The organism is Parafannyhessea umbonata (assembly GCF_900105025.1).
Taxonomy (GTDB): domain Bacteria; phylum Actinomycetota; class Coriobacteriia; order Coriobacteriales; family Atopobiaceae; genus Parafannyhessea; species Parafannyhessea umbonata.
Genome location: NZ_LT629759.1, coordinates 620,174 through 640,278, shown reverse-complemented (window position 1 = coordinate 640,278; position 20,105 = coordinate 620,174). Strand labels below are relative to the sequence as shown.

Below are 20,105 nucleotides of genomic sequence, written 5' to 3'. Positions count from 1 at the left end.
GCCAGCCGCCCGCACGCGCGTCAGTCCACGCTCTTCAGCGACTCCACCATGTCCACCGCATCGAGCCGGCGCCGCATCAGAAGAAGGATAGCCAGCGTAAACGCCATGGTCAGCGCAAACGCAAGCGCAAAGCTCAGCGGGTGTATCTCGCGGCCAAACATCACGTAGTCCACCTCGGCCGTCGTGATCACGAAGCCCTCGAGCCACGTGCCCAGCACCATGCCCACGGCGTCGCCCAGAAGCGACAGCAGCACGATCTCGCGGAACACGTATGCGTGCACCTCGCGCCGCGTGAACCCCAGCACCTTCAGGCTCGCAATCTCGCGCACGCGCTCGGACACGTTGATGTTCGTCAGGTTGTACAGCACGATGAACGCAAGCGCCCCCGCACTCACGATGAGCACCACCACGACCATGTTCACCACGGAGAGCATGTGGCGGTAGGTCTCGATCGTCTCGCTCGAGAACGCCACGGTCGCAACGCCGTCCATGTCGTGCAGCTCTTCTGCCAGGCGCTCCCGCGCAGAGGTGCCGCCGCGCACGTCCGCGAGCACGGTCGAGAAGGACGGGTCCTTCTCCTCCACGCGGCGCCATGCGTCCCGGCCCACGTACACGACGTTGCCCACGTAGTTCTCGACGACGTCGTCCACCGTGAGCTCCACGCCCTTGCCCTTCGCGTTACCTGCGTCGTCCTGGCCAAACAGCACGATCTTCTCGCCCGCGCGGATGTCGTACAGGCTCGCGAGCTTCTCCGTCACAAGCACGCTGTCGTCGCCAAACGCCACGGCCCTGCTCGTCGTGCGGTCGCGCAGGCTCACGCAGCGCGAAAGGCCCGCGGACGTACGCGGCACCATGACGCTCACGCGCGTCTTCTCCGTGGCGGAGGCGGAGCCGCCCTTGCCGCGCGCCAGCATCGTGCGGCGCTCCACGCGCTCCACCCGGCGCGCGCCCGCGTCCCGAAGGTGCGCCACGACGGCGCCCACGTCCTTCTCGGCGGCGTCCGCGTCCATGCCCACGGTGGTGTCGTAGCGGATGATGGGGCCAAACTGCCGGTCGATGATGTCCCATATGGAGTCGTGCAGGCCAAAGCCCACCAGAAGCAGCGCGGAGCAGCCTGCGATGCCCACCACCGTCATGAGCAGGCGGCGCTTGTAGCGAAACAGGTTCCTGAACGTGACCTTCCACGAGAAGGACAGCCGCCGCCACAGCGGGCCCACGCGCTCAAGGAGGATGCGCCTGCCCGCCTTGGGCGCGCGCGGCAGCATGAGGGCGGCCGGCGTCTCGCGCAGGGTGGACGCCACTGCGAGCCATGTGGCCGTAAGCGTCACGCCCACGCCGAGCCCGCCGGACGCGAGCGCGATGCCGAGGCTCACGGGAAGCGGCAGGCCCAGGCTCGGCACCGCGTAGATGATGTCGTACGCGTTTGTCACGATGAGCGGCAGCACCTGCGAGAGCACCGCGATGCCAAGTACGGCGCCCGTGCCGGCCGCAAGCAGCGCGTATGCAAGGTACATCGCCGCGATGCGGGCGCGGCCGTAGCCCAACGCCTTGTGCGTGCCGATCTTCTGGCGGTCGTCCTCGACCATGCGCGTCATCGTCGTGAGCGCCACCAGGGCCGCCACCAGGAAGAACATGGCGGGAAACACCGCGGCTATGTGGTCCATGCGTTCCGTGTCCGCCTGGTAGGCGGCCGCGCCCTCGCTCTGCGCGCGGTCGAGCACGTAGACCTCCGGCCCCTGCATGGCGTCCACCTTGGCCTGGGCGGCGTCTATCTGGCGCTGCGCCTCTTCAAGCTGCGCCTGGGCCGCCTGAGCGCCCTGCGGCGCCCGAGCGGCGGCAGCGGCGGCCTGGCGCTGCGCCTCCAGCTCTCGAGCCTTCGCGTCCACCTGGGCTTGGGCGTCCGCCTTCAGGCCCTGGAAGCGCTCCCCCGCCGCCGCGTTCGCCGCGCGGCGCACGCGCTTTGCCACGGCGTCCACGCGACGCTCGTACGCGGAGGAGCCGCTCTCGAGCCCGCGCGCGCCGCTGACGGCAAGGTACACCGTCGTGTACGGCACGTCTTTCGCAAACGTGTCGTCCGGCACGTACACGTACTGCCCGATGGCGCCGTCGCCCAGGGTCGTCGTGCCAAACGAGCCAGTGTACGGATAGTCCGGCGAGCTCACGGTGCCCACCACGGTGAGCGCGCGCCGCGCGAGCACGGAGTCCACGTCGCCTGCGGCGGACGTCACGCGCACGGCGTCGCCCACCTTGAGCGGCGCCGTCGTCGCGTCCGCGGAGGCGACGCACTCCCCCGCCCTCCGCGGCCAGCGGCCGCTTACCAGGCGCGCTCGGTTAAGGTAGCCGTCGTCGGCAGAGGCCACGGCGGATGCCCCGCTCGCACGGCTCGCGCGCGCCGCATCGGCGTCCACGGATGAGACGCGCACGGCAACGCTCTTGCCGGCCGCATCGGCCATCGCGTCCACCGTGCGCGCGGGCATGGCTGCCGTGATGCCGTCCACCTTGCGCAGGCGCTCCGCGGCGGCATCATCGAGCCCCTGCGAGGAAACCACCCTGAGGTCCCACAGGGCGCAGCCGTCGTACCAGCGGTCCGCCGCGGCGCGCATGTCCGGGCCGCACATCTGCAGGCCCGCATAGAAGCCGCAGCCCAGAGCCACTATGCCCAGTATCGCCAGGAAGCGCCCAAGCGAGCCACGCACGCTGCGGATGACCTCCGTCATGTATGCGGAACGTCCCATGTTCGCCTACCACTCAACCGTCTGGGCGTCCGCGGGATGCAGATTGGTCTTAACGGAGGCGGCACGCCCTTCTCGCACGCGAATAACACGGTCTGCTATCTGCGTAAACGCAAGGTTGTGCGTCACGATGACCACGGTGTGGCCCGTGTTGCGGCACGTTGTCTGCAGAAGTCCCAGGATCTGCTTGCCGGTACGGTAGTCGAGGGCGCCCGTGGGCTCGTCGCACAGCAGCAGCTTCGGGTTCTTCGCAAGGGCGCGCGCGATGGCGACGCGCTGCTGCTCGCCGCCGGAGAGCTGCGCGGGAAAGTTGTCCCTGCGATCCGCGAGGCCCACCTGCGCAAGCACGTCCGCCGCCGGCAGCGGGTCGCGACAGATCTGGCTCGCCAGTTCCACGTTCTCAAGCGCGGTGAGGTTCTGGACCAGGTTATAGAACTGGAACACGAAGCCCACGTCGTGGCGGCGGTACTGCGTCAGGGCGCGCTCGTCCATCGCGCTCACGAGCCGGCCATCAAGCCGGATGGTGCCGGACGTGCAGGAGTCCATGCCGCCCAGCAGGTTGAGCACCGTGGTCTTGCCGGCGCCGGACGGCCCGACGATGACGGCAAGCTCCCCGCGCTCGATCGAGAAGCTCATGCCGTCAAGCGCGCGGACCTCAACCTCGCCGGTGCGATAGACTTTGCGGACGTCCTCGAACTCCACGAATGACATGCGAAGCACCCCTGCTCACCATTCTGTCACGGCGAGAAGGGCGATTCAAACCACCTGCGGCAGACGGGCGGCAGCTCCTAGCGGCGGGGCCGGCTGCCGTCCGCGCGGGCGGCCCGTGCGGCCTTGCGCGCCTTCCGGGCGTCGCGGCGCTGCGAGAGCCCCATGTAGAACAGGGCGACGCCCACGAGCAGGCCCACGGAAAGCACCATCATGCCCGCAATCGAGGGGAAGGTGTCCGAGAGGTATGCCACGAAGCTTGCCACGACGACGGCCGCACCCGCAAGCAGCGGCACGGTGTCATGTCCCTTCGCGGTCTCTACGGGCGCCTCGGCGCCAAGCTCCGCACGCGGCCCGGAACCCGACCCGGCCTCGCGCAGGAACGCAGGCTCTTCTCCCCACTGCGCGGCCTGCGCCACGTCGTCCAGGAGCGCCGCGACGCCGTCCTCGCGCACGCCCGGGACCACGGTGCGCGCGCACGTCCGCGCCGCCTGCGAAGAGTCGCGGGTGGTGACGGAGTTCGGCAACGCCGAGAGGAGCTCCGCGTCTGCGCTCGCGCCGCCCAGCACCAGCACCTCTTCCGGCGCGACGCCCAGCCGGCGCATGAGCGCGCGGGCTCCCGCCGCACGCGACGCGGCGCCGGGAAGCGGCATGCCGCCCACGATGAGGCGCGCTCCGTCCTGGAGCACGGCATTCTGCAGGCACGACTCGTCACCGCGAAGCAGCGCAAGCGCCTGGGCGCGGTCGCGCGCCGTCATGGGGGCAAGCAGGACCCCGGCGTGCAGTACCTTGTGGAGGCGCTCGAGCACGGCCTGCTCAAGCGGCCTGCCGTCGCGGGTCCCCAGGGCACGGTCCATGTCTACGAGTACGAGTCTGATCAAGCCGATGTCCTTCCCTCTGCGAGCGTGCGGCGATGCCGCCCAACGTCGCTTGTTATGCCCCATGCGTAAGACATCTTCCACCAAAAGCCGACCTCGGCCGCCCATCTGCAGAAAAGCGGCATCTACGTGGTGATGGCGTGAACGTGCGCCCCCGCGGGCGGTCGCGGTGCCGCAGCGCCTACTCCGCGTCCTCGATCGTGGCGACGGAATCGATGGGGATCTTCTCGCCCACCACGCACAAAAGGCCATCCGCCACCATCACGCGGCTGACGCAGCCTACGGTCTTGACGTAGCGGCCGTCCACGTAGTGCGTCACGGCCACCAGCTGGCCGGGCTCCAGCTCGCGAATCTGGCGTGACAGCCGCTCGCGCTGCTCGTCGGAAAGGTCGACCCGCGGCACGTTCAGCAGCTCCTCCTCGCGCTCGCGCAGCATCTGGCGGTAGCCCGGAAGCGGGTCGAACGGTATGAAGATCTTCGCGCGCTCGCTCATGGGCATGTGCGGGCGGCGCACCACGTGCCCGCCCGGGGCGGGTGCCCTGCTAGCCACTGCGGTGACCCCCTATCTGCCCGTTGCGCTCGCGCTGGGTGGCCTCGGGCAGAAGGTCCATGCCCTTCAGGAGCGCGTTCTTGCCAAACCTGCGCTTTACCTCGCTTATGGCCTGCTGGCGTCGGCGCTCGCGCTCCAGCTGGGCGCCGTCCTGAAACAGTCCCATCTGCTCGCCCGTGCCCTCCGGCGTCACGCCCGAAAGCGTCATCGTCAGGCGGTGTATGGGCCGCCCGCGGTCTGCCACCTGCTCAAACAGCGCGGTCGCGGCGCGCATGACCTCCGCGCGCGAGCTCGTGGGCACGGCGAGGCGGACGCTCCCTCCCTCGGCGAACTCGCCCCAGCGCACGCGCGCGCCGTGCTCCCCCGCGCGGCCGTCCGCCCCCTGGGCGGCTGCCTGCCGGCGGAGCTCGTCCTTCTCTCCCGCGGAGAGGCGGTACCCTATGGCGATGCTCACGCCCCGCGCCACCAAGCCCTTCTCCACCAGCTGCAGCGCAAGGTCGTCCGCCATCTCCTTCGCCACCAAAAGGCCGCCCGCAAAGTCCCTGTCCTGGCCCAGCACCTGCCCGGACGAGAGCGACTTGTCCTTGGACCGGTACGCCTTGATGTCCGCAATGGTCACGGGCTCGCGGCCCCACGCGTGGTCTATCAGGATCTCCGCGTCCACGCCAAACGCGCGGTACAGCGGCTCCTGCGGGTGCACGGCGAGCTGTCCCATGGTGTGGATGCCAAGCTCGGCCAGGCGGCGCGCCGTACCGGGGCCCACGCGCCAGAAGTCCGTGATGGGACGATGCGTCCACAGCGTGTCGCGATACGTCTGCTCGTCCAGCACGCCAAAGAAGTCCGGACTGTGCTTCGCCGTGATGTCGAGCGCCACCTTTGCCAGGTACATGTTCGTGCCCAGGCCGCACGTCGCGGGGATGCCCGTCGTGCGCACCACGTCCTCGCGGATGCGCTCGCCCAGCTCGCGCGCGGTGCACCCGTACAGGTCAAGGTAGCCGGTCACGTCCAGGAACGCCTCGTCGATGGAGTACACGTGCATGTCCTCCGGCGCCACGTAGCGCAGGTAGACGGAGTAGATGTCCGCCGAGCGCTCCATGTACAGGTGCATGCGCGGCGCCGCGATGATGAAGTCCAGCCCCTCCGGCACCTCGAACAGCCGGCAGCGGTTGCGCACGCCCTTCGCCTTGAGCGAGGGCGAGACGGCCAGGCAAATGGTCTTCTTCGTGCGTGACGCGTCCGCCACCACAAGGTCCGTCGTCATAGGGTCGAGCCCGCGCTCCACGCACTCGACGGAGGCATAGAAGCTCTTGAGGTCGATTACCAGGTATTGTCGCTGGCGAGAAGTACCGGGCGTCGAGGCCCGGGGGGCGTCGCGCACGTCCACGCTAGCCCTGGTAGACGATCTTGCGCTTCACGTCCTCGACGGCGGCGTCGCCGAGGAAGTGGCGCACGAGCTCGAGGCCCAGCTCCACGGCCGTGCCCAGGCCCTTGCTCGTCATGAGGTTGCCATCCGTAACGACGGCGCCCTGTTGCACCCTTGCCCCGTGCTCGGAAAGAACGTGCTGGAAATTGGGGTTGCTCGTGGCGGACTTGCCCTCGAGCAGGCCCAGCTCCGCCAGGATGGACGGCGCCGCGCAGATGGCGGCGACCGTGCGGCCAGACGTGGCGAACGCGCGCACCGCATCGCACAGCGGCTCGCATGCGCGCAGGTTCTTCGTACCGGGCATGCCGCCAGGCAGCACCAGCATGTCGTACGCGTCGAAGTCGAAGTCGTCGTCCGCGATCGTGCGGTCGCACACCACCGTGACCTCGTGGCTGGACGTGACAGCGAGGTTGTCCGTTATGGACACCTTGTCGCACGGGACGCCCGCCCGAAACAGAAGGTCCGTGAGCACGAGCGCCTCGCACTCCTCGAGACCGTTTGCGAAGAAGACCGCCACGCGCTTCTCGGTCTGTGCCTTGAACATGCCTACCTCCAAAATCCCGGACCCAGGTCGCGGGCCCCGCGGCACGACGGCCGCCTCGGCTGACGCATACGAGCATACCGCAAGCGCCGGACGCAAATGCGCCCGGCGCCCGCGCGGCGCTACTCGCTCCGGAGCGACTCCACCGGGTCGTTCCTGCTCGCCTTCGTGGACGGGACGAGCCCGCCCAAGAACGTGAGCAGCACGCTGATGCCTATGAGCGCGAGCGCGCCCGTCCACGGGAGCATCATGATGTCGGGGATGCCCTTCCACGCGAGCATCGCGTGGTTCACGGGAACCTGCACGATGAGCACCACCGCGATGGCGAGCACGCCCGCGATGAGGCCCTCGATCACGGTCTCGGCGTTGAAGACGTTCGCGACGTTCAGCTTCGAGGCGCCCATGGCGCGCAGGACGCCGATCTCCTTCTTGCGCTCCAGCACCGAGATGTACGTAATGATGCCGATCATGATGGAGCTCACCACGAGCGAGATGGACACGAACGCGATGAGCACCATCGAGATCATGTTCACGATGTCCGTGACGGAGCTCATGAGCGAGCCGGCGACGTCGGAGTACTGGATCTTCTGGCCGTCCTGCCCCTTGGCGGCCTTCGCGTCGTTGTACTCGTCTATCACCTTGAGCAGCGACTCCTTGGCCGCGAAGTCCTTGGGGTAGATGCTGATAGACTCCGGGCTCGACGCGTCCGCGAAGCCGAGCTTCTGCATGTTCGAGTCGTACGTGAGCTTGCCCGCGCTCGCGTAGTTGTTCAAAAGCGAGCGCAGGTCGTCCGCCGTCATGTTCAGGTGGATGGCGCTCGCGAACGCCTCCGGATCGACGGAAAAGCCGTTCTGCAGCGCACCCGAAAGCGCGGCCATCCTGCCGGCGACCTGCTGCGATATGGCGGCGGAGAGCTGTGTGCCCAGGCTTTGGGTCGCCGCGCTCACCTGCTGGGACATCTGGCTCGCAAGCTGCGTCGCCATGACCTGCGCCGCCTGCTGCACCAGGGCGTCCACCTGGCCTTTGACGTAGTCGCCCACGTAGCCCATGTACTGCTGGTACAGCGCGCTCGCGCTTGCGAACGCGTCGTCTCCGAGGTCCGCCCTCAGCTGCGAAAGCACGCTCTGGGCTTCCGGCGTCTGCGAGTACGCGTCCCACGAGGAGTCCGCCCCCTCGGCCACGCCCTGCCGCCAGGTGAGGTAGCCCGTGACGAGCGCGGTCGAGGCCTTGTCCACCGCCTGGTTCTGCTCGTCGGTCAGCGTGAGCCCGTTCTTCTCGGCATATGCCGAGAAGGGCTCGACTCCCCTCAGGATGCCCTGCACGGTGTCCGCGCTCAGCACGTTGTCGAGGGCGGACGTGTCGAGGGTCATGGCCGAGGGGTCGAAGCCCGCCTGGTCGAGCGAGACGCCCGAGAGGTCGAGCGCCGAGGAGTCGAGGCCGCCGGCCGCGGCAGTCACGGCGGAGGTGTCGATGGTGAACGCGCGCTTGAGCGCGTCCTGGTCCACCGTGAACATCTTGCGCATGTCGAAGCTCTCCTGGGACTGCCGTAGCTCCTCAAACGTCTTGCCCGTAAACACGTCCACGTCCCGCCTAGCCTGCTGCTCGCGTACGATCTGCGAGCTGGCGGCGCGGCGCATGAGCTCCTGGGTGAGCGCCGGCGTGTATGCGACGCCCTCCTTCACGAGGCCGGACTGCGCGTCGCCCTTTGGCCTGATGACGCCCACGATCTTGAGCTTGATGCCGTCCTGCACCTGCCGCCTCATGTACGCCTCGTCCTCGGACATGTCCGTCCACGTGCCCTGGGCGTCGTTTCTCTGATAGAGGTTCGCGGACGGCACCACGGCAAACGTCATGCCCAGCGCGTCGTCATACGTGAAGTCGCGGCGGTCCTTGCGCGAGACCTCCACCTTCTGGCCGCCAAGCGCCTCGTCCGTCATCTTCTGCATACTCTGGGGGTCGTAGAAGCCTATGCCGTACAGCGTGTAGTCGCTCACCTCGCCCTTGCGGTTCAGCACGAGCACGGCCTCGTCCGCCGCCTTCGGCCACGCGCCCCTCACGAGGCTCATGTTGCTGCGCAGGAGGCGCTCGTCGCCCACGAGCTGCGTGAACGTTCCGGTTGAGGAGCTTCCGCCCGTGAGCGCCGACCCCATGACGCCGCCCTGCAGCGTGCTCGCGACGCTGGAGGGGTTCAGCCGCGTGACGCCCTTCGACGTGTCGGCCATGTATATCTGCGGCGTCACGTCGTAGTCGTACTCCACGGCGTTCGCATAGCGCGCCACCCTCTTGCGGTGCGCGTCAAGATATTTCTTGAACGAGCCGAGGTCGTTGCTCTTGACCTGGGCGAACATGTCCGTGACGATGGCGCGCTGCGGGATGTCGTCGCTGCCCTTCGCACGCCTTGCGCCGTTCCCTTTGGACGTGCCGGTGCCGGAGTCGCTCATGCCATAGCCCATGAGCTTCGAGAAGTCGAAGCTGCTCTTCGTGATGGTGAGCGGGTAGCTGCTGAGCGCGCCCTCCTCCGTCCGAGCGATGTAGTGGTTCACGCCGTTGGACAGCGCCAGGATCGCCGCGATGCCGATGATGCCGATCGACCCGGCGAACGCGGTCATGAACGTGCGGCCCTTCTTCGTCATGAGGTTGTTGAACGAGAGCGAGAGCGCCGTGAGGAAGCCCATCGACGCCCGGCCGCCCTTGTCCTTCTCGCCCGTGCGCCCTGCGGAAAGCGGCGCCTGCGCTGCGTCGCCCGCGGGCGAGAAGGACGCGGCCTCGGGCTCGTCGGCCAAGATCGGGTCGCTGTCGTCCACGATGCGGCCGTCGCGCACGCGGACGATGCGCGTGGCGTAGCTCTCCGCGAGCTCCGGGTTGTGCGTGACCATGACCACCAGGCGGTCGCGCGCCACGTCGCGCAGGATGTTCATCACCTGGATGCCGGTGTCGGTGTCGAGGGCGCCCGTCGGCTCGTCCGCGAGCACGATGTCCGGGTCGTTCACGAGGGCGCGCGCGATGGCGACGCGCTGCATCTGCCCGCCGGAGAGCTGAGCCGGGCGCTTGCGCACGTGGTCGGCAAGGCCGACGGCAGCCAGAGCCTCCGTCGCGCGGCGCCGGCGTTCCGCGCGGCCGACGCCCGCGAGCGTGAGCGCGAGCTCCACGTTGGAGAGCACGGTCTGGTGCGGGATGAGGTTGTAGCTCTGGAAGACGAAGCCGACGCGGTGGTTGCGGTACGTGTCCCAGTCCTTGGACGAGTAGTCCTTCGTCGAGACGCCGTTGATGACGATCTCTCCGGAGTCCGCGCGGTCGAGGCCGCCCAGGACGTTGAGCATGGTCGTCTTGCCAGAGCCCGAGGGCCCCAGGATCGCGACGAACTCGCTGTCGCGAAACGCCACGGACACGTCGTCCAGGGCGACCTGCGTGAAGTCGTTCGTCTTGTAGGCCTTGCGGATGTTCTTGAGCTGGAGCATGCGGTTCCCTTCAGGAAGTTATCAGGGGTAGGATACCCATGTCCGCCCCCCGCCGGCTCCCGCAAGGCCACGACGCCCCGCAAGGCTCCACCACGCGCACACAACCCCAGGGGGATGGGGCCACGCGCAGGACGCGGCTGCCTACACGCGCTCCGCCATGTCGAGCACGAGGCGCTCCGTCCCCTCCCAGCCGATGCAGGCGTCCGTGATCGACTTGCCGTACACGCCACCGCCGACGGGCTGGTTGCCGTCCACCAGGTACGACTCCACCATGAAGCCGCGGAAGATGCCCGCGATGTCGGGCGAGCGGTGCACGGAGTCCAGCACCTCGTTCACGATGCGCGGCTGCTCCTGCGGGCGCTTGCCGGAGTTGTCGTGGTTGCAGTCGATCACGACGGCCGGGTTCTCGTATCTGCCGTGCGTGTATGCGATCGCGAGCCGCTCCAGGTACTCGTAGTGGTAGTTCGGGTAGTTGATGCCGTCGAGCCCCACGTAGCCGCGCAGCAGCGCGTGCGCAAGGGGGTTGCCCGTCGTGTGGACCTCCCAGTTGCGGAAGATGAAGTCCTGGGGTGCCTGCGCCGCATAGATGGAGTTCAGCATCACGGAGGTCGAGCCGCCCGTGGGGTTCTTCATGCCCACCGGCACGGGGATGCCTCCCGCCACCAGGCGGTGCTCCTGGTTCTCGACGGAGCGCGCGCCCACGGCCACGTAGCTCAGGACGTCCACCAGGTACTGGTAGTTTGAGGGATAGAGCATCTCGTCCGCCGTGAACATGCCCGTCTCCTCCACCACGCGCAGGTGCATGCGGCGGATGGCCCTCACGCCCTCCAGAAGGTCCGGCGCGCCCTCCGGGTCCGGGTTGTGCAGCAGCCCCTTGTAGCCCGTGCCGTTCGTGCGCGGCTTGTTCGTGTACACGCGCGGGACCATCAGGATCTTGTCCGCGACGCGCTCCTGCAGCGCCGCAAGGCGCGTGACGTAGTCGAGCACGGAGTCCTCGCGGTCGGCCGAGCACGGCCCTATTATGAGCAGGACCCTCTTGTCCTCGCCGCGGATGACGGCGGCCACCTGGGCGTCGAACGCCTCCTTGCGCCTGGTCATCTCCAGCGAGAGCGGCATGGCCTCGCGGATCTCCATGGGGATGGGAAGGCGGCGCTTGAACTCCATAGACATGTTCTTCTCCTCCGGGGAGCGTTGGCTTTGCGTGATGCGCGGCATCGGTACGTCGCGGTCTGCGCATTTTCGCACGGGGTGCTTACGTGCGCTTGTCGGCAAGGTTAACATTTGGAGCCTTTTTCCGCGCGCGGGCCAGACGGGCTCATGACGGGTACCATACAAGGGTCATGCCACACACGACCCGATGGAGGCACACATGCCCTGCACCACCCTGCTCATCGGCAAGAAGGCGAGCTACGACGGCTCGACCATAATCGCGCGCAACGAGGACTCACCCGGCGGCGTGTTCACCCCGAAGAAGTTCGTCGTCATCCAGCCCAAGGACCAGCCGCGCCACTACCGCTCCGTGCTGAGCCACGTCGAGATCGAGCTTCCCGACGACCCCATGCGCTACACCTCCGTCCCCGACGCCACCCCGAAGGACGGCATCTGGGCCGAGGCCGGCGTGAACACGGCAAACGTCGCCATGAGCGCGACGGAGACCCTCACCTCGAACGAGCGCGTGCTTGGCGCGGACCCGCTGGTAGAGCTCGTGAGGGCGAAGGGCAACCCCGGCGAGGACGGCTACGAGTCGGAGGTCGCCGGCGGCATCGGCGAGGAGGACATGGTCACCATCGTCCTGCCCTACGCCCACTCCGCGCGCGAGGGCGTTGAGCTCCTGGGCTCCTACCTGGAGCGCTACGGCACCTACGAGATGAACGGCATCGCGTTTTCCGACGTGGACGAGATCTGGTGGATGGAGACCGTCGGCGGCCACCACTGGATCGCGAAGCGCGTGCCGGACGACTGCTACGTCACCATGCCAAACCAGCTCGGCATCGACGACTTCGACCTCACCGACGCGCTGGGCGAGAAGGTCGACCACATGTGCTCCGCGGACCTTGCGGAGTGGATGGACGCCAACCACCTGGACCTCTCGCTCGACGTGGTCGAGCTCGTGGACGGCGACGGGGACGAGGTGGCGGAAGACCCCTGGCCCGACGCGAGCCACCGCTTCTTCAACCCACGCGACGCCTTCGGCAGCCACAGCGACTCCGACCACGTGTACAACACGCCGCGCGCCTGGGCCATGCACCGCTTCCTGAACCCGGGCCTTGGCTGGGACGACCCCAACGCGGGCTGGAACCCGGAGGACGACGACATCCCCTGGTGCATGACGCCGCAGCGCAAGCTCACGATCGAGGACGTGAAGTACGCGCTGTCGCTCCATTACCAGGGCACGCCGTACGACCCGTACGGCGATCGCGGCGATGCGTCCACGCGCGGCGCCTACCGTCCCATCGGCATCAACCGCAACGGTCAGCTCGCCGTCATCCAGATTCGCCCGTACGCGCCGGAGTCCTGCCGCGCGATCCAGTGGATGGCCTACGGCAGCAACGCGTTCAACGCGCTCGTGCCGTTCTTCGCGAACGTGGACGCTACGCCCGACTACCTTGCCAACACGACCCCGCACGTGACGACGGAGAGCTTCTACTGGGCAAACCGCATCATCGCGGCCATGGCCGACGCGCACTTCAACAGCTGCTCTCGTCACATCGAGCACTACAACGAGGCCGTCACGTCCAAGGGCCACGCCCTCGTCGCACAGTACGACCGCAAGGTCGCCGGCGACGGCACGCCCCTCGCCTACCGCGAGGCAACGCCCGTCCTCGAGGAGGCGAACGCCAGGATCGCGGACATGCTGCGTGAGCAGACGGACAAGACCCTGGATGACGTCCTTCTCACCGCAAGCCTCGGCATGAGAAACGCGTTCGCCCTGAGCGACCACTAGCAACGCCGGCGCCTTCGCGAAGGGCGCCCGGACACGTCACCGCCAGGCGCCGGCCGCTGCCACGGACTCGGCCGGCGCCCTCGACCATTTGGGAGCATCGTGAGCATTACCGCACAGACACCAGGCGCCGGCACCCCGGACGAGCGAGAGCTCGCCTACCGGGCGCTCGTGCGCGCCACGCGCGGCCTCGGGCTTCCCCAGGAGCTCGCCTACGTCATGTCCGGCGAGCTCAAGTCCGCCAAGGCCATGCGCCAGATGACGACGTACCTCATGAGCGCCCACCCCGGCAGCGTCGAGGAGGTCGTCGACGAGATGCTCGCCATCGTCCAGAACAGGAACACCTGGATCGAGCACCAGATGAGGGAGCAGAGCAACGCCCGCGTCACCGCATGGTACAACCGGCCGGACCGGCCGAGCGAGGACTTCGACGACCCAAAGGACATCCTGTGACGCCGCCTCGCAACGCCGCCTCGCAACCAAGGGAGAAGAACATGGCATCTCGAGACGCTGCAACGCTCGGAAGGGCACCACGCCAGTACAGCACGGGCGAGGAGATCGCGAACGCCGTGAGCCACGGTGTCGGCGCCCTCCTCTCGATAGCGGCGCTCGTTCTTCTCGTCGTTCGCGCGGCCATGTCGGGCGGGGGCGCCGCCCACGTGGTTCCCGCCGTCCTCATGGGCGCCTCGCTCGTGCTCGAGTTCCTGTTCTCGACCCTCTACCACGCACTTCGCCCCAGGGCGGCAAAGGCCGTGTTCAGGATCTTGGACCACAGCGCCATCTATCTGCTCATCGCCGGCAGCTACACGCCGTTCGCGTTCATCACCCTCGCGAACGAGGGCGGTGTCCAGCTCGGCGTCACCGTCTGGGTCATAGCTGCGGTCGGCATCGTGGCGGAGTGCTTCCTGCGCGAGCGTCAGCCGAAGTGGGTCTCCGCCCTCGTGTACCTCGCCATGGGATGGCTCGTCATCTTCCACGTGGCGGACATCGCGCGCCTGCTTCCGTCCGCCGCGTTCGGCCTCCTGCTCGCTGGCGGCCTCTGCTACACCGTCGGCTGCGTGTTCTACGTGGTCAAGCGGGTGCCGTACTTCCACTTCGTGTGGCACCTCTTCGTGCTCGCGGGCGCCACCTGCATCACGCTCTCCGCACTGCTGTTCGTCGTGTAGCGCCACTGCCAGGCGCATCTAGATTCCGCCCGCAAGACGTAAAAGCCGGGGCCGGCAACAGATCGCGATCTGTTGCCGGCCCCGCCCGTTTCGCCAGACTCTCGCGGACGGCTACCCCAGCCTGATGCCCATGAGCCAGCCCCAGCGCGGGGTGACCGTCGTGCCGTAGTAGCCGATCCACTCGTTCACGTTGATGGTCCTGATGTAGCCCACGTTGTCCATCATCATGCCGCCGCCCACGTAGATGCCTATGTGGCCGTATATCCTGCCCGCGGACGTGTGCGCGTGCGACGACACGGCCACGATCATGCCGGGCTTCAGGTCGCCGCGGTTCGAGCTCGTGCACCACGCGTTGTACATGTCGCACGCATTGCCGCTCGCGTATCCGTAGCCCGCGTTGCTGAACACCTGGGACACCCACATGGCGCACAGGCCCAGTCCCGGCGAGGGCGTCGTGTGGCACGCACTCACCACGGCCTGCTGAGATCCCGTCGTGGCGCCGCCGCCAGAGATCGTCCCCGTCACGTTTGCAGCGCCTGCGCCGGAGCCCGCGGAGTTCCTCGCGGCCGCAGCGGCAGCCGCGGCCTTCGCGGCGGCGGCCTGCTCCGCCTTCTCCTTCGCCATGGCGGCCAGCTCGGAGTCGCGCTGGTCCATCAGCTTCTTCTCCTGGTCGGAAAGCCCGGCGAGCACGCTCTGCGTCTCCGCCTGCTTCGACTCCATCTCCTTCAGCTGCTTCTGCTGGGTGGCGGAGAGGCTCTCCAGCTGCGCCTTCTGCTCATGCAGCGTGTCGCGCTGGCTCACGAGCTCCGCCTTCAGGCCTTTGACCTCCTGGATCATCCTGCTGTCGGACTCGCTGATCTTGTCCATGTAGTACACGTTGGACTCGAGCTCCTCGAAGGACGCGGACGAGAAGAGCACGTCCAGAAAGCCGGTCGCCCCCGCCTGGTAGCTCTCGGAAACGCGCTTTGCGAGGCGCTCCTTCTTCTCGGAGAGCTCGTCCTCCTTCTCGCTGATGTCCTTCTCGACGTCGACGATCTTCCCCTGCGTCCGCTCGATCTCATCGAGGGTGTCAGACTGCTTCTTCGAGAGCTTCTCGTACTCGGCGGCGATGTCGTCGAGCTCGCTCTGCACCTTCGACACCTGCCTCTTCGTTTCCTCGATCTGGGCGTTCGTCGAGTCAACGTCCTTCTGGTCCACGGCAAGGGCGACGCGGGGCAGCACGGTGGCAAGACCGGCACCCGCAAATATCCTCAGCGCGTCCCTGCGAGAGATGTTGTTGAGTTCCAAGGGGTCCCCTGTTCGTTTGTTCTGCGTTCGGGCTCTAAAACCACACGTGGAATAGGATACTACCCTCCCCCGTACGCCCGCTCGTCCCTTTCCGCAAGTTTCACATCAGCCCAAGGCGCCGCCCGGCCTTCTCATATGCATAAACCTCCCCCCTCTGATGCGGCGAACAACGCTCAGCGCGTTCGATTCCTGCCGCTCGGAGGCTCGACTTCCCAGTTCGTAGAAATGTTCTTGTAACTTTATTGAAATATTACGCTTACAAATATAGACTGTCGCCCGGTGCCCGACGAAGCGCCGGCATTACCGTCGAGGCACTCCAGCACCCATCCCCATGCAATGCCGCGGCAGCCGGCCACCTGCGGAAAGAAGGGAGTCGTCTCGCCATGAGCGACCATAGCCTCAGCCAGGAGGCCGCACCAGACCCCAACCTACCAAACGCCCCCGAAGACGTGGAGGGCAAGGCCCGGGGCAAGAGGAAGCACCAGATGATCTCCTCGTACACCATTCTCCTCCTCATCACCGTCGTCATCGGCGTCGCCACCATGCTCATCGCGCGCGTCACGCCCAAGGTCACGGCGGTCAAGGTTTCGGACATCATCTCCAGCCCGGTCAAGGGCGTGCTCGACGGTATCGAGATCTCGCTCTTCCTCCTCATCTTCGGCGGCTGCATGGGCATCGTGAACAAGGTGGGCGCCATCGAGACCGGCATCCGCGCGCTCGTCAGGCGTCTCGAGGGCCGTGAGCTCGTCCTCGTTCCCGTCATCATGGCCATCTTCGCCGTCCTCGGCTCCGCATACGGCTTCTGCGAGGAGACCATCCCGTTCTACGCCCTGCTCGGCTCCGTCATGTACCTCGCCGGATACGACACCATGGTCTCGTCGGCCACAGTGCTCTTCGGCGCCGGCGTCGGCTGCCTTGGCTCCACCGTCAACCCGTTCGCCAACGGCGTCGCCATCGCGAGCCTCCACGACAAGGGTATCGAGTGCAACCAGGTCACGATCATCGCCCTCGGTGCGCTCCTCTGCGTGATGGCATACGGCGTCTCCCTGTTCTTCATCCTGCGCTACGCCCGCCGCGTCCAGCGCGACAAGGGCTCATCCATCCTCTCGCTCCAGGAACGGGAGGCCTGCGACGAGGCCTTTGGCGGCAAGGACAACTCCCAGGTTCTAACCAGGGAGAACTCCACCCTCACCAGTACTCAGAAGGTGACGCTCGTCCTCTTCGCCCTCACGTTCGTCGTGATGATCGCCGGCTTCGTCCCCTGGGGCGACTTCGGCGTCAACGTGTTCGATGCCGGCGCGTCCTCGCACGAAGAGACCCAACAGCTCGACGCGAGCGCCGTCAAGGGCGACTGGAACGACACGAGTGCGGACAAGTACGGCACCATGACCTCCATCTCCAAGGGCACCAAGGCCACGACCACCTCAACCGTCGAGGACTCCCAGAGCTGGACGGGTTGGCTCACCGGCGCCTCCATCGGCGACTGGTACTTCAACGAGGCCAGCACCTGGTTCTTCGTGATGGCCATCGTAATCGCCCTCGTCGCGCGCCTCTCGGAGGCGGACACCGTCGACGCGTTCATCGGCGGCGCGGGAGAGATGGTCGGCGTGGCGCTCATCGTGGGCCTCTCGCGCGCCATCGAGCTCCTCATGAACATGTCCGGCTTGGACCAGCTCATCCTCACCTCGGCGTCCCACAGCCTGCAGGGGCTTTCCGCCATGGTCTTCACGCCGCTCTGCTACCTCGTCTACCTGGGGCTTTCCATCATCATCACCTCCACCTCGGCGCTGGCCTCCGTCTCCATGCCCATCATGGGGCCGCTCGCACAGGTCCTGCACTTCTCGCCCGACGTCGTGGTGATGATCTTCGTCGCGGCAAACGGCCTCGCGAACCTGTTTTCTCCCACTGCCATCTTCCTGCCCGGACTCATGCTCGCGCACGTGGGATACGGCACGTACCTGCGCTGGGCGTGGAAGCCAATCGTCGTAATCGGCGTGCTCTCCGTCGCGATCCTCACGGCCGCGATGATGATCCTGTAGCGCTAGCCCACGCCTATGAGCACGCGGGCGCCGCCCTCGCCAAGCAGCAGCGCCGCCCAGCACGAAGCCGCCAACGACGGGCCCCACGGAAACGCGTCCTTTCGCGTGCCGTGGGGCCCGCGTCGCGTATCCACGTGACGGTTTCGACGGCCCCGGCGAGCCCAGGCGAGCCCAAACGCCAGCCCCAGCACGCTCGCAAGCGCAAGCATGAGCGCCATCTGCGCAGGTCCCAGGTACAGAGCCGTCACCGCCACGAGCTTCACGTCCCCGCCGCCGACGCATCCCGCCCCCAGCGCGCGGGCCGTCGCAATCGAGAAGAGCATGCCCGCCGCCAGCACGCCTGCCGCGCAAAGCATCCGCGCCATGGTCCGAAGCGCCGCCTCGGCAGGGCCAGCCCCACCGGCAACGCCCTCCCACGCCAAGCACACGACCCGTGTGGCCACGGCCACGGCAAGCGCGCCGTTCGGGATCCTCATCTGCACCAGGTCGAACGCAGAGAGCGCCACGAGGCAGCCGCACAGCACCATCGTCCCCACGGCCTCCGGTGAGCCGGCGCCACGCGCCACGGCCCCCATGCCGGGCATCCCGCCTCCCGCAAGCGCCCACGCCTGCGCCCCCAGCGCAAGGCCCCCTGCGAGCGCCATGCCCGCGCACGCCGGCCGCCGACGCCCCGCATCCGCGTCACACCCCCGCGCATCCCACGCGGCGCGCAGCGCCCACGTCCCCACAAGCGCGCCGGTCGCCGCACCCGCAAGCGCCCACGCCACGCACGCACCAAGTCCCAAACGCACCATCGGCCTCCCTCCCCCGGGTGTCCCGATTCTACGCGCCCGCACGCGCCATCAGATGCACGCAAAACGGTTAAATCACTGCTACACGCGCCCGCGCGAAAGACAAGCGCGATACAATCGCAAAAACCGCGTCGCAGCCGCAGCTAGACGCAAGAAACAGGGGGATAGGAATGGATCCAGAACAGCCGACGGCACAGCAGCAAGACCTCGCACGCAAGCTCGAAGACCTCCGCGCATACCTGCGCGAGCTCGGCGGCGTCGCCGTCGCCTACTCCGGCGGCGTCGACTCCACCCTCCTCGCGACGGTCGCGCACGACGTGCTCGGCGACCACATGCTCGCCCTCACGGCACACATCCGCGGCATGGGACAGTCAGACTTCCTCGAGGCGCAAGAGCTCTGCCAGACGCGGGGCATCCCCCACGCAGCCGTCGACTTCGACGAGCTCAAGGTCCCGGGCTTCGCGGACAACCACCCCGATCGCTGCTACACCTGCAAGCACGCGCTCTTCTCGGAGCTGAAGCTCGTCGCGGCGGCGCACGACCTGCGCTTCGTGGCCGATGGCTCCAACGAGGACGACCTCGGCGACTACCGACCGGGCCTGCGCGCCCTCGGCGAGCTCGGCATCAAGAGCCCGCTGCGCCACGCCCACCTCACCAAGGCCGAAATCCGCGAGCTCTCGCGCCAGATGGGCCTCCCCACCTGGGACAAGCCCAGCGCGGCGTGCCTGTCGTCCCGCTTCGCGTACGGCGAGAAGATCGACGCCCAGAAGCTGGAGCGCACGGCCAAGGCGGAGGTGTTTCTCCACTCCCTGGGCTTTGGCCAGCTCCGCGTGCGCGTGCACGGCGCGGACGGACAGCTCGCGCGCATCGAGGTGCCCGCCGCAGACATCGCGCGCCTGTGCGCGGACCCCGTGCGAACGCAAGTCGCGACGCGCCTGCGCGAGCTGGGCTTCCTGTACGTCAGCTGCGACCTCGCGGGCTTCCGCTCCGGCTCCATGAACGAGGCCCTCGGCGCGCCGGATGCCAAAACGCCAAGGGCCTAGCGGCAGTGGCCCAGCCCGCCGCCAGATGCAAAGCCACTGCCGCGGCGGTGGGCTTTGCAGCCAGGCCCGCGCCTAGGCCTCCCGCAGCCACAGCAGGCGCGCCTGGCCCGCGGCCAGCCTTCCCGTCGGGAAGTCGATCGCGGCGACGGTGCCCTTGCCAAACGGCACGTCCTCGCCGCACAGGCGCTCCACCATGTTCCGCATGAACGGCACGTGCCCCACAGCCACCACCGTGCCGCCGTCCACGCACGAAAGCTCGATCACAAAGCCGTCCTCGTCCTGCTCGTACAGGCTGTCGTGCACCACGATGTCCATGGGGTCCACGCCCAGCGCGTCCGCCGCCACCTCTGCCGTGCGCTCCGCGCGCGCCGCCGGGCTCGACCACAGCTCCAGCTCGCCGACCGGCTCGAGCGTCGCAAAGATGCGAGGGTAGGCCTCCTCCAGCGCAGCCACGCCGTCCGGCGTCAGCTCGCGGGCCAGGTCGCCCTCGGGCCCCTTCGGCTCCGCCTTGCCATGCCTCACCAGCACCAACAGGTCGACCATGGTTC

At 67.7% G+C, this 20,105-nt stretch carries 16 protein-coding genes; 5 read left to right on the top strand and 11 right to left on the bottom strand.

The window, feature by feature from the left end:
* Positions 1-20: 20 nt before the first annotated feature.
* The 8 genes from BLT96_RS02850 to BLT96_RS02815 form a co-directional block, all read right to left on the bottom strand.
* On the bottom strand, positions 21-2,735 hold the full coding sequence (locus tag BLT96_RS02850) for an ABC transporter permease (RefSeq protein ID WP_090861585.1): 2,715 nt from the start codon (positions 2,733-2,735) through the stop codon (positions 21-23).
* Positions 2,736-2,741: 6 nt separating this feature from the next.
* Positions 2,742-3,443 (bottom strand): ABC transporter ATP-binding protein, encoded by a 702-nt coding sequence (locus tag BLT96_RS02845; protein ID WP_090844188.1) that lies wholly within the window; start codon positions 3,441-3,443, stop codon positions 2,742-2,744.
* A 77-nt stretch (positions 3,444-3,520) separates the two neighbouring features.
* A complete protein-coding gene (locus tag BLT96_RS02840; protein ID WP_172824970.1) occupies positions 3,521-4,321 on the bottom strand; it encodes an HAD hydrolase family protein in 801 nt (266 codons plus the stop codon).
* A gap of 178 nt (positions 4,322-4,499) precedes the next feature.
* On the bottom strand, positions 4,500-4,868 hold the full coding sequence (locus BLT96_RS02835; protein WP_157692126.1) for a YolD-like family protein: 369 nt from the start codon (positions 4,866-4,868) through the stop codon (positions 4,500-4,502).
* Positions 4,861-6,252, bottom strand: coding sequence for a Y-family DNA polymerase (locus BLT96_RS02830; protein ID WP_245719309.1), 1,392 nt, complete (start codon positions 6,250-6,252; stop codon positions 4,861-4,863). The genes BLT96_RS02835 and BLT96_RS02830 overlap by 8 nt, the downstream gene beginning before the upstream one ends.
* 1 nt (position 6,253) lies before the next feature.
* Positions 6,254-6,835, bottom strand: coding sequence for a DJ-1 family glyoxalase III (locus tag BLT96_RS02825; protein WP_090861579.1), 582 nt, complete (start codon positions 6,833-6,835; stop codon positions 6,254-6,256).
* 119 nt (positions 6,836-6,954) lie between these two features.
* The gene (locus tag BLT96_RS02820) at positions 6,955-10,290 is read right to left on the bottom strand and encodes an ABC transporter ATP-binding protein/permease (RefSeq protein WP_090861577.1); all 3,336 of its coding nucleotides are present in this window, start codon (positions 10,288-10,290) and stop codon (positions 6,955-6,957) included.
* 141 nt (positions 10,291-10,431) lie between these two features.
* Positions 10,432-11,460, bottom strand: a complete 1,029-nt coding sequence (locus BLT96_RS02815; RefSeq protein ID WP_090861575.1) for a 3-deoxy-7-phosphoheptulonate synthase — start codon at positions 11,458-11,460, stop codon at positions 10,432-10,434.
* 199 nt (positions 11,461-11,659) lie between these two features.
* Between BLT96_RS02815 and BLT96_RS02810 the strand changes: the two genes are divergently transcribed.
* From BLT96_RS02810 to trhA, 3 genes are all read left to right on the top strand, one after another.
* Entirely contained in the window at positions 11,660-13,234 is a 1,575-nt protein-coding gene (locus BLT96_RS02810) for a C69 family dipeptidase (protein WP_090861573.1), read from the top strand.
* A gap of 99 nt (positions 13,235-13,333) precedes the next feature.
* On the top strand, positions 13,334-13,684 hold the full coding sequence (locus BLT96_RS02805) for a hypothetical protein (protein WP_090861571.1): 351 nt from the start codon (positions 13,334-13,336) through the stop codon (positions 13,682-13,684).
* Between the two features lie 41 nt (positions 13,685-13,725).
* Positions 13,726-14,397 (top strand): PAQR family membrane homeostasis protein TrhA, encoded by a 672-nt coding sequence (gene trhA / locus BLT96_RS02800; protein WP_090864140.1) that lies wholly within the window; start codon positions 13,726-13,728, stop codon positions 14,395-14,397.
* 111 nt (positions 14,398-14,508) lie between these two features.
* Here trhA and BLT96_RS02795 read toward each other — a convergent pair whose 3' ends face one another.
* On the bottom strand, positions 14,509-15,684 hold the full coding sequence (locus BLT96_RS02795; RefSeq protein ID WP_090861569.1) for a coiled-coil domain-containing protein: 1,176 nt from the start codon (positions 15,682-15,684) through the stop codon (positions 14,509-14,511).
* Positions 15,685-16,067: 383 nt separating this feature from the next.
* Here BLT96_RS02795 and BLT96_RS02790 point away from each other — a divergent pair, with 383 nt between their 5' ends.
* A complete protein-coding gene (locus BLT96_RS02790) occupies positions 16,068-17,723 on the top strand; it encodes a YfcC family protein (RefSeq protein WP_090861567.1) in 1,656 nt (551 codons plus the stop codon).
* 2 nt (positions 17,724-17,725) lie between these two features.
* On the opposite strand, the gene BLT96_RS02785 is transcribed toward BLT96_RS02790, so the two are convergent.
* Complete coding sequence (locus BLT96_RS02785; protein ID WP_090861565.1) at positions 17,726-18,517, bottom strand: prepilin peptidase; 792 nt, start codon at positions 18,515-18,517, stop codon at positions 17,726-17,728.
* A 167-nt stretch (positions 18,518-18,684) separates the two neighbouring features.
* Here BLT96_RS02785 and larE point away from each other — a divergent pair, with 167 nt between their 5' ends.
* Complete coding sequence (gene larE / locus BLT96_RS02780) at positions 18,685-19,557, top strand: ATP-dependent sacrificial sulfur transferase LarE (RefSeq protein WP_090861563.1); 873 nt, start codon at positions 18,685-18,687, stop codon at positions 19,555-19,557.
* A 72-nt stretch (positions 19,558-19,629) separates the two neighbouring features.
* Here the strand turns inward: larE and BLT96_RS02775 are convergent, their stop codons facing one another.
* Entirely contained in the window at positions 19,630-20,100 is a 471-nt protein-coding gene (locus BLT96_RS02775) for a SixA phosphatase family protein (RefSeq protein WP_157692125.1), read from the bottom strand.
* Positions 20,101-20,105 lie beyond the last annotated feature (5 nt).